Annotated in this window: 6 protein-coding genes; 2 read left to right on the top strand and 4 right to left on the bottom strand. The window is 60.6% G+C overall.

What is annotated here, in order from left to right:
• Positions 1 to 60 precede the first annotated feature (60 nt).
• Together DWV43_RS06965 and purH are read right to left on the bottom strand one after the other, a co-directional pair.
• Entirely contained in the window at positions 61 to 768 is a 708-nt protein-coding gene (locus tag DWV43_RS06965; protein ID WP_233539219.1) for a hypothetical protein, read from the bottom strand.
• Between the two features lie 247 nt (positions 769 to 1,015).
• Positions 1,016 to 2,623 carry a bifunctional phosphoribosylaminoimidazolecarboxamide formyltransferase/IMP cyclohydrolase gene (gene purH / locus DWV43_RS06960; RefSeq protein ID WP_117802793.1) on the bottom strand — a complete coding sequence of 536 codons (1,608 nt, stop codon included), beginning with the start codon at positions 2,621 to 2,623 and terminating at the stop codon, positions 1,016 to 1,018.
• Positions 2,624 to 2,900: 277 nt separating this feature from the next.
• On the opposite strand from purH, the gene DWV43_RS06955 reads away from it, so the two are divergent.
• Entirely contained in the window at positions 2,901 to 3,542 is a 642-nt protein-coding gene (locus DWV43_RS06955) for a GNAT family N-acetyltransferase (protein ID WP_117769936.1), read from the top strand.
• Between the two features lie 452 nt (positions 3,543 to 3,994).
• Here DWV43_RS06955 and DWV43_RS10190 read toward each other — a convergent pair whose 3' ends face one another.
• Together DWV43_RS10190 and DWV43_RS10070 are read right to left on the bottom strand one after the other, a co-directional pair.
• The gene (locus DWV43_RS10190; protein ID WP_158569843.1) at positions 3,995 to 5,599 is read right to left on the bottom strand and encodes a DUF2207 domain-containing protein; all 1,605 of its coding nucleotides are present in this window, start codon (positions 5,597 to 5,599) and stop codon (positions 3,995 to 3,997) included.
• 388 nt (positions 5,600 to 5,987) lie between these two features.
• Positions 5,988 to 7,934, bottom strand: a complete 1,947-nt coding sequence (locus tag DWV43_RS10070; protein WP_158569842.1) for a DUF2207 domain-containing protein — start codon at positions 7,932 to 7,934, stop codon at positions 5,988 to 5,990.
• Positions 7,935 to 8,399: 465 nt separating this feature from the next.
• Between DWV43_RS10070 and gluQRS the strand changes: the two genes are divergently transcribed.
• On the top strand, positions 8,400 to 9,401 hold the full coding sequence (gene gluQRS, locus DWV43_RS06940; RefSeq protein WP_255413611.1) for a tRNA glutamyl-Q(34) synthetase GluQRS: 1,002 nt from the start codon (positions 8,400 to 8,402) through the stop codon (positions 9,399 to 9,401).
• Positions 9,402 to 9,421: the final 20 nt, after the last annotated feature.

Genomic DNA, 9,421 nt, shown 5'->3' with positions numbered 1-9,421 from the left:
CCGAAATGGCGCGAAGCACGCGGTTGACAAAACCATAGAGACACGTCCCAGAATAATCATTTAGCGGCGGGCGCGAAGCTTTTCGTAGCCGTCGACAAAGAAGGCGACCGTGGCGGCGTCGGCCTCGGCGGCGTCCGTCTCGGTTGCGGGGACCACGCCGTGCTCGTCGCTCACCAGGAACAGCGCGCCCTTAAGCTGCGCGGGAATATCTACGCGCGTGACCGGGATGCCCTTGGTCTGGGCCAGCTGCTCGATGAGCGTCGCCGTGCCGCACAGGCACTCGTCCGCCGGCGCCACAAAGGCGAGTTCGCCGTTGTTGACGGCGGCGAGCAGCTCGGGCGCCACACCGGTCTCGTCGGCTTCGGAGCGGGCCTCGGCGGAGCGGGCACGCAGCGCCTTGGCCGACGTATCGGCGAGCGGCTCGTACTCCCCCACTGTCATGGCGGCGTTGCCGTTGATGTCGATCACCAGCATGAGCACACCGTCGTGTGCGGTGTAATCGCCCTCGGCTAGCGACCACTCAACGTGCTGCTTGGCCCAGCTGAGCATGTTATGGGTAAGTAGCTCGCCCTGCACCAGGCGCTCGGACAGCGCGCGGATGTGGCGGTTGAGCATGGGCACCTTTTTATTGGACATGCGCCAACGGCAGACAAGCGCGGGCTTGTCGAGCGTGAACTTCTCGACCGCCTCCTGATTGGCGCAAAAGTCCTCGTACGCACGCTGATCCTCGGCATTGCCAAACAGCTCGGCATCATCAATCTGGGGCATGGTTGTACCTTTCGTGTTAGTCATTCCGTCCTCTTATACCAAAAAGACGGCCCTCCAAACGGAGCAGCCGTCTTTTGCAGAGATTATTTTGACGATATGGTCAGGCGACCGAACAGTTTAATGGGATAGAGAAACATCCCATTAAGGGTTTTCCAAGTGCCCGAGATTGCCCCGAAAGAGGAGCGCCGCGTACTAAATGTACGCAAGCGACGGTTTGAGGGGCAAGGTCGGGTGCTTGGGAAAGCCTCTAGTGCCTAAAATGCCTGGCTCCGGTGAAGACCATCGCAATACCATGCTCGTTGCAGGCCTGGATGCTCTCGTCGTCACGCTTGGAGCCGCCGGGCTGGATGATGCAGGTCACGCCGTGCGCGGCAAGCACGTCGACGTTGTCGCGGAACGGGAAGAACGCGTCGCTTGCGCAAGCAAAGCCGCCCTTCTCCACGCCCTCGCGCTCGCAGAAGTCCTCGGCACGCTCGCAGGCAAGCAGTGCAGAGTCAACGCGGTTAGGCTGACCCGGGCCCATGCCAATGCCGGCCTTGCCCTTGGAGACCAGGATAGCATTGGACTTGACGCCCTTGCAGACCTTCCAGGCAAACTCGAGCTCGGCCATTTCGGCATCGGTGGGCTTGCGGTCGGTGGGGAACGTAAAGGTCGCGGGATCCTCGGTCACGTGGTCGACTTCCTGCACCAGCATGCCGCCGTCGATGGAGCGCAGCTCCACTTGGGCACCGTGGTCCACGCCGCCGGTAGCCAGCACGCGCAGGTTGGGGCGCTTGGCCATGCGCTCGAGCGCCTCGGCGGTATAGCTCGGGGCGATGATGACCTCGACGAACTGCTTGTTCTGATCGGCAAAGTGCTCAACCAGCTCAAAGGGAACCTCGCGGTTGCAGGCGATGATGCCGCCGAAGGCGCTCTTGGGATCGCAGGCGAAAGCGCGGTCGTAGGCGGCCGTGATGTCCTCGGCAACGGCGGAACCGCAGGGGTTCTGATGCTTGAGGATCACGCAGGCCGGCTCGTCGAACTCGCGGACCAGGTTCCAGGCGGCATCGGCGTCCAGATAGTTGTTGTAGCTGAGCGGCTTGCCCTGGATCTGCTCGGAGCCCACAAGCGGGAACTGAGAGCTCGCGGTGTTCTCGCAGCCCTCGGCAAAGCGGTAGACCGTAGCCTTTTGCTGAGGATTCTCACCATAGCGCAGGTCGTCGACCTTCTCCAGCGAAATCTCGAGCTTGGCAGAGGTGTCCGCCACGTCGCTTGCCTGGGCGGCAAGCCAACGGGAGATAGCCGTGTCGTAGGCGGCGGTGGTCTGGTAGACCTTCACCTGCAGGCGACGACGGGTGGCAAGCGTGGTGCAGCCACCGGTCTCGCGCATCTCGGCCAGGACGGCATCATAGTCGGCCGGGTCGGAGATGACGGTAACGCTCGCGGCGTTCTTGGCGGCAGAGCGCAACATGGAGGGGCCACCGATGTCGATGTGCTCGATGGCATCCGCAAAGGTGACCTCGGGGTTGGCGACGGTCTTCTCGAACTCGTACAGGTTGACGACGACCAGGTCGATCAGCTTAATGCCGTGCTGGGCGGCCTCCTGCATGTGCTGCTCGGAATCGCGGCGGGCCAGCAGCGCGCCGTGAACCTTGGGGTGCAGGGTCTTAACGCGGCCGTCCATCATCTCGGGATAGCCCGTGAACTCCTCGATGGGGGTTACGGGAACGCCCGCGTCCTCGATGGCACGAGCCGTGCCGCCCGTAGAGATGATCTCGACGCCAAAGTCATCGACCAGCGTCCGTGCGAAATCGACGACGCCCGTCTTATCGGTAACCGAGATCAACGCGCGCGCGATCTTCACATCAGATCCCATGCAGTCCTCCTGTCTGGTACGCCGCCGTGCTCTGTGAGTCGGTGATACGTCGATCTGCAGCGCTCGCGCAGCGGCATTGAAAATACTGATTCAATGTAGCGCATCGAGCGCATCGATGCACCCCGCAACGGGCGCATGTGCAGAAAAAGTTTGCGAGCAGAGGGGATGGGCACGGCACCGGGCACGGTGAGTTCATGGAACACAGGGGCACCATAATTAGATGCCAATAGCGTGGTAGAACTGTGCTCGATATGCATCCGCAAAAGAAAGAGGCACCATGGTCTCGCGGGTTCTCTACCGACCGTTTGATACCGAAGACTTCGACGCCATCGCGCTGATTCTGCAGCAGCTTTGGCATAACAATTCGGATAACGATGAGTACAACCGCCTCGAGGCCGCGTGCGACCTCGCCCATTGCCTTTCGTCATCGACGTTTTCGCAGGTTGCCGTAATCGACGGTCAGGCGCGTGGCATTGCGCTCGCGCGCGCGGGACAGAGTTCCGGCGCCACCGTTAAGGAACACTGGATGGATACCGAACGCGCGCTGCTTTCGCAGATGCGCGAGCTGGAGCCCGATGTCTGCGCCGAGTATCTCTCGTTTGTGCGCGCAACCATCCGAACCAACAACCGCCTGCTCGAGAGCAGCCCGTTGCCGCACGACAACGAAGTCACGCTGCTCGCCGTCGATCCCGATGTCCACGGCCTGGGTGTAGGCTCAGTGTTGCTCGATGCCGCGGTCTCGTACCTGTCCTCGCGCGGGGCGACAAGGGCGCACCTGTACACCGACTCCAACTGCTCGTGGAAGTTCTACGAGTTGCACGGCTTTAAGCGCACGGCCACGCACCGCGCCAACCGCGAAGAGCGTCGTCACGACATGCCGCGCGAAAGCTTTCTCTACGAACTCGACCTAACAGCCTAGCCCAAGCAGCCACACCTAGTCATTTAAGAACGTCCCCAATGACTGATCCCCAACAACTAGTCATTTAAGTCTGTCCCCAATGAGTGGCCTAGGGGGTTTGTAGATAGCCGTGGTCAAAATACATCAAATATGAGTACTGTTACCTTTTTAGTAGCAGCGATTCGGGGCATTTTTGATGCTTATAGGCATGACGACCAGCTGCACGAGCTGACGTAACTCCCCAAATGTTCAATAAAATGGGCTCCTAACGAGGAGTACTCTCATTAGGAGCCCATTATTATGTGCAAACATATGTGACCAACGCAGCAACAGTACTCATATTTGGTATTTTTTGTCCACTGCCCCTTGTGCGAAGGTCCTCAGCGGAAAGTTTGACCCGTTTCGATGCACAAAAATGGGATGAATCTTCCCTGGCAACCGCCCAGAAAGATCCACCCCAAAGCAAGCGCTCGCTAGAACGTTCCGCCGCCGCCTCCGCCGACGCCGCCACCGCCGCCACCGGAAAAGCCGCCGCCGCTGCCGCCGCTCGAACTATCGGAACTCGAAGCCAGCTCGTGGATGGTCTCGTGGTACACATCGTTGAACGAATCGAGCGGGGACTCGTTGCCGTAGTGATGGTAATACCACCAGTAGCAGGGGTAGTTGTCGTAGAAATCGTCGCTGTTGCGCAGGTCCGCAGGCACGGCCTCGGCCAGCTGTCGCAGCACTTCTTTCGAAACGCCCAGGGCAACGCCCATCACCAGCAGCTTGTTCCACAAGATCAGGTCGCTGGGGACGGCCTCCTTCAGACGCGTAAAGTCCTCGAGCCAATGCTTGAGCGCCTTGCAGCGAGCCGCCACCTCGGCGCCCTCCGGCGTGTAGCGGCGGAAGGTGCAGCTCAGGACAAAGCCCACGATCGTGACGGGGATCGAGATCGTAGCGGCACCGACGTTGGCGTCCGCAAAGTCGGTATAGATCAGAGAGCCCAGAATGCCAAAGACGATGATGATGCCGAGAACCAAGCCGGCAACCAGGGCGATGGTGCCGTCCGAGGCGATAAGCTCGCGCGTCTCCAGCTTGCCCTTAACCGTGCTTTGATAGTCCTCGAGCTTGTTGCCAACAGATTCAGTACGCTCGCTGGCATACTCCTCCAGCTCGCTAAACGTGCGTGAACGGACGCCGTCTTTATCGGGCTTAACGCCGGCGAAGAAGACCTTGAGCACATCGCGATCGATGCCGTCCTTCTTGGCAGCCTTCCAGGCCTCGTCGGTCACTGTGATGCGATACGTCTGCTCCTCTTTTTCGCGACGGAGCAGACCCTTCTTCTTGGTCTCGGTCGCTTCTTCCAGCTTGATCACGCGGTCGTCGGTGAGCTTCATAAGCGTGGCGATATATGCCTGATCGGGCACGTCGTTCCAGCTCATGAGGGCCGAAAGCACGGCGGGATGGTCGGCCGAAGGCACATCGCGGAAATATTCGTCCTGGAAAAGCGGCTTGGGCTTGCGGCGGCGCAGCTTGAGCACAACGATTGTGCCGGTAAAGGCCACCGCCGCGACAACACTTAGCACGGCAAGCGCATTGGCAATCATGCGAGCGTGAGCGCGGCGAGCGTTGGCCTCGTCGGCCCATTCCTTCTCTTCGCTCAGAATCGTCGACATGCGCTTTTCGCCCGAGACGGCAAGCTGCGGCACCCAGTCGCTGGGGAAGGCGATGCGTGCCTCGGCGAATTCGCCCTCATGCACGCAGGGAATGGTATAGGTGACCATGGGCTCGTCCGCATCGAGCGACACGTCGCCCGTCAGTGGGCCGTGGCCCCATGCGCGGAAGTTATCGCCCTTGACGGCAGCCGTCCCGGCAGCGGCATTTGCGAAATACACTTCCATCTCGACGTCATCGGAATCCGCCGACCAGCCGTCACCCACAAATTTCCAGTAAAGCTCGGCGGTATCGGCCCAGTTCATAACCGCACCGGTCATGGAATAACTCACGTAGTAGATTGCGCTGTCGCCGCTCTCGTGGGGGCTGAACACCTTAATCTTTACGCCGTCGTCGGACTGTTCCACCGTGTGACTGGTCATTTAAGTCTGTCCCCAATGAGCGGACTAGGGGGGTTTGTAAATAGCTGTGGACAAAAAGCATTAAATATGAGTACTGCTATCTTTTTAGTAGCAGCGATTTGGGGCATTTTTGAAACCTTTAGGCATGCAGTCAACCATACGAGCTGACGTATCTCCCCAAATGTTCAATAAAATAAGCTTCTAACGAGAAACACTCTCATTAGGAGTCATCTAATGAGCGTAAATAAATGTGACCATTGGGGCAACAGTACTCATATTCGGCATTTTTTGACCACCGCCCCTTTCGAAGAAGCCAAAAGACGAAAGATCAGCCCTTTTCGGCGCAAAAGAAAGGGATGGGCTTTTCCCGACGGCTGTCGAGAAAAGCCCATCCCGTAATTTAGGACCGTTAGAACGTTCCGCCGCCGCCTCCGCCGACGCCGCCACCACCGCCGCCAGAGAAGCCGCCGCCACCGCCGCCGCTCGAGCTATCGGAACTCGAAGCCAGCTCACGGATGCTCTCGTGATACACGTCATCGAATGAATCGAGCGGGGACTCGGTACCGTAATGATGGTAATACCACCAGTAGCAGGGGTAATTGTCGTAGAAGTCGTCGCTGTTGCGCAGGTCCGCAGGCACGGCCTCAGCCAGCTGTCGCAGCACTTCTTTCGAAACGCCCAGGGCAACGCCCATCACCAGCAGCTTGTTCCACAAGATCAGGTCGCTGGGGACGGCCTCCTTCAGACGCGTAAAGTCCTCGAGCCAATGCTTGAGCGCCTTGCAGCGAGCCGCCACCTCGGCGCCCTCCGGCGTGTAACGGCGGAAGGTGCAGCTCAGGACAAAGCCCACGATCGTAACGGGGATCGAAATCATAGCGGCACCGACGTTGGCGTCCGCAAAGTCGGTATAGAACAGAGAGCCCAAAATGCCAAAGACAATGATGATGCCGAGAACCAGGCCGGCCACCATCGCGATAGTGCCATCCGATGCGATAAACTCGCGCTCCTCCAGCTTGCCCTTAACCGTGCTCTGATAGTCCTCGAGCTTGTCGCCAACAGATTCAGTACGCTCGCTGGCATACTCCTCCAGCTCGCTAAACGTGCGCGAACGGACGCCGTCTTTATCGGGCTTAACGCCAGCGAAGAAGACCTTGAGCACGTCGCGATCGATGCCGTCCTTCTTGGCAGCCTTCCAGGCCTCGTCGGTCACTGTGATGCGATACGTCTGCTCCTCTTTTTCGCGACGGAGCAGACCCTTCTTCTTGGTCTCGGTCGCTTCTTCTAGCTTGATCACGCGGTCGTCGGTCAGCTTCATCAGCGTGGCGATATATGCCTGATCGGGCACGTCGTTCCAGCTCATAAGAGCTGCAAGCACCGCGGGATGGTCGGCCGAGGGCACATCGCGGAAGTACTCGTCTTGGAAGAGCGGCTTGGGCTTGGGCCTGCGCAGCTTGAGCATCACGATCACACCGGTATAGGCAACCGCCACAACAACACATACCACGGCAATCGCGCTGGCAACCGCACGCGCGTGCTCACGGCGGGCGTTAGCTTCGTCGGCCCATTCCTTCTCTTCGCTCAGGATCGTTGACATGCGATCTTCGCCCGAAGCGGCAAGCTGCGGCACCCAGTCGCTGGGGAAGGCGATGCGTGCCTCGGCGAACTCGCCCTGATGCACGCAAGGAATGGTGTAGGTGACCATGGGTTCGTCCGCATCGAGCGATACGTCGCCCGTCAGCGGGCCGTGGCCCCATGCGCGGAAGTTATCGCCCTTGACGGCCGCCGTCCCGGCAGCGGCATTTGCGAAGTGCACTTCCATCTCGACATCGTCGGAATCCGCGGACCATCCGTCGCCCACAAACTTCCAGTAGAGCTCAGCGGTATCGGACCAGTTCATAACCGCACCGGTCATGGTGTAGCTCACGTAATAGATCGCGCTGTCGCCGCTCTCGTGGGGGCTGAACACCTTAATCCTTACGCCGTCACCGGTCTGCTCGACCGTGTAGACGCCAGAGTCGCCCTTGTTCGCGCTATCGACTTTGTTAAACGCGGTGTCCTCTTCCTCGACACTCAGCACGTCGACGCCCGCCGTGCCGCCCTGCTGGTTGGTGCCCGTATTGATATCCCAATACACGCCGTTGATATCGTCGTCGAAATCAAACTGGCGTCCCTCGACAACGGTCAGCGATCCATCGGCTTCAACCGTGGCACCGATATAGGTTTGGGTCATGGAGTAGCCGTCGGCGTGCGCGGCGGCAGGCAGCAGCAACAACGCAAGCGCGACGAGTGCGCAGACGGAAGCGAATCGCGCAAACAGGCGGCGCTGCCGACAGGGCTTGGCAACGGGGGCGTTCATAGGCACATCCTTTGTCTGTGATACCAGTAGCGTCATTGTCCCACGTTTGCGGCTGCACATGACGAACATCTCGGCAACCGGAGCAGCAAACGGGACAAAAGTCACCCTCCCCGCACCCCGGCGGCTAGTCATTGGGGACGTTCTTAAATGACTAGTCATTAGGGACACCCTTGGCATGGCCAGTGCCAGCAATAGATACCACTTCACAGCTCCGTCACAGGTGTAGCGGCTTTGTGTGGGCGCGGCACGCGCTGATTGAGCCGCCAACCGAGGGGCATAAAGCAGTTGAGCGAAAACGGTTGCCCCTTTCCCGTTCGCTCGAGGATCATGTCCCCCTTTTCCGCGGAAACCCCGGCAGTTGCGAAGAGCTGCCGGGGTTTCTGTCGTTTGAGGGGTTGGGCTGGCGGGCGGCGATCGAGCTGTCGAGTCGGTGCCTCCCCCACCTCCCGCGCTATACTCGTCCGCATGGATATCAACGCACGCAACATAGCAGCACACGCCGCGGACGCACCAGCAACGGCAGCGCCCACCCCCGTCGTGGGCCGCTTCGCCCCGTCGCCCTCGGGCCGCATGCACCTGGGCAACGTGTTCAGCTGCCTGTGCGCGTGGCTTTCGGCCCGCAGCCAAGGCGGCCGCATCGTGCTGCGCATCGAGGACCTGGACGATCGCTGCAAGCGACCGGAGCTTGCCGCTCAACTGATTGACGACCTGGCCTGGCTGGGACTCGAATGGGACGAAGGCCCCTACTACCAGCACAATCGCCTGGACTTGTACGAGGACGCCCTGCACCGGCTACAAGACGCCGGCCTCACCTATCCCTGCTTTTGCACGCGCGCCGAGCTCCACGCCGCAAGCGCGCCGCACGCCAGCGACGGCACACCCATCTACCGCGGCGCCTGCCGAGGCCTTTCTGCCGAGGAGGTTGCCCGCCGCAGTGCCCTGCGCGCTCCGGCCACGCGCCTGCGCGTGCCCACCGTAGATGACCTCGCGGAAGACGTGATCGAATTCGTGGACCGCACGTACGGGGCTCAATGCGAGGCGCTCGCCACCGAGTGCGGCGACTTTTTGGTCCGCCGCAGCGACGGCGTTTTTGCCTATCAGCTAGCCGTGGTGGTCGACGACGCCGCCATGGGCGTCACCGAGATCGTGCGCGGATGCGATCTGCTGGGCTCCACGCCGCGCCAAATCTACCTGCAGCATCTGCTGGGACTTCCCACGCCGCACTACGCACATATTCCGCTGCTCATGTCGTCGGACGGCCGCCGCCTTTCCAAGCGCGACCGCGATCTGGACCTGGGCGAACTACGCGCCCGCTTTGGCACGCCCGAGGCACTGCTGGGATGGCTCGCTGGGCAAACGGGCATCGCACCGGACACCACACCGCGCTCTGCCGAGCAGCTGGTCGAGCACTTTAGCTGGGACGTTATCCGTGCGCACCGCGAGAACATCACCGTAATGGCCGAGTAGTCAAACGCCCTGCCCCCTTC

The organism is Collinsella sp. AF05-9 (genome assembly GCF_003465595.1).
Classification (GTDB): Bacteria; Actinomycetota; Coriobacteriia; order Coriobacteriales; family Coriobacteriaceae; genus Collinsella.
Note: the sequence above shows the minus strand (reverse complement) of the source record. Positions and strands in the feature narration are given on the sequence as shown.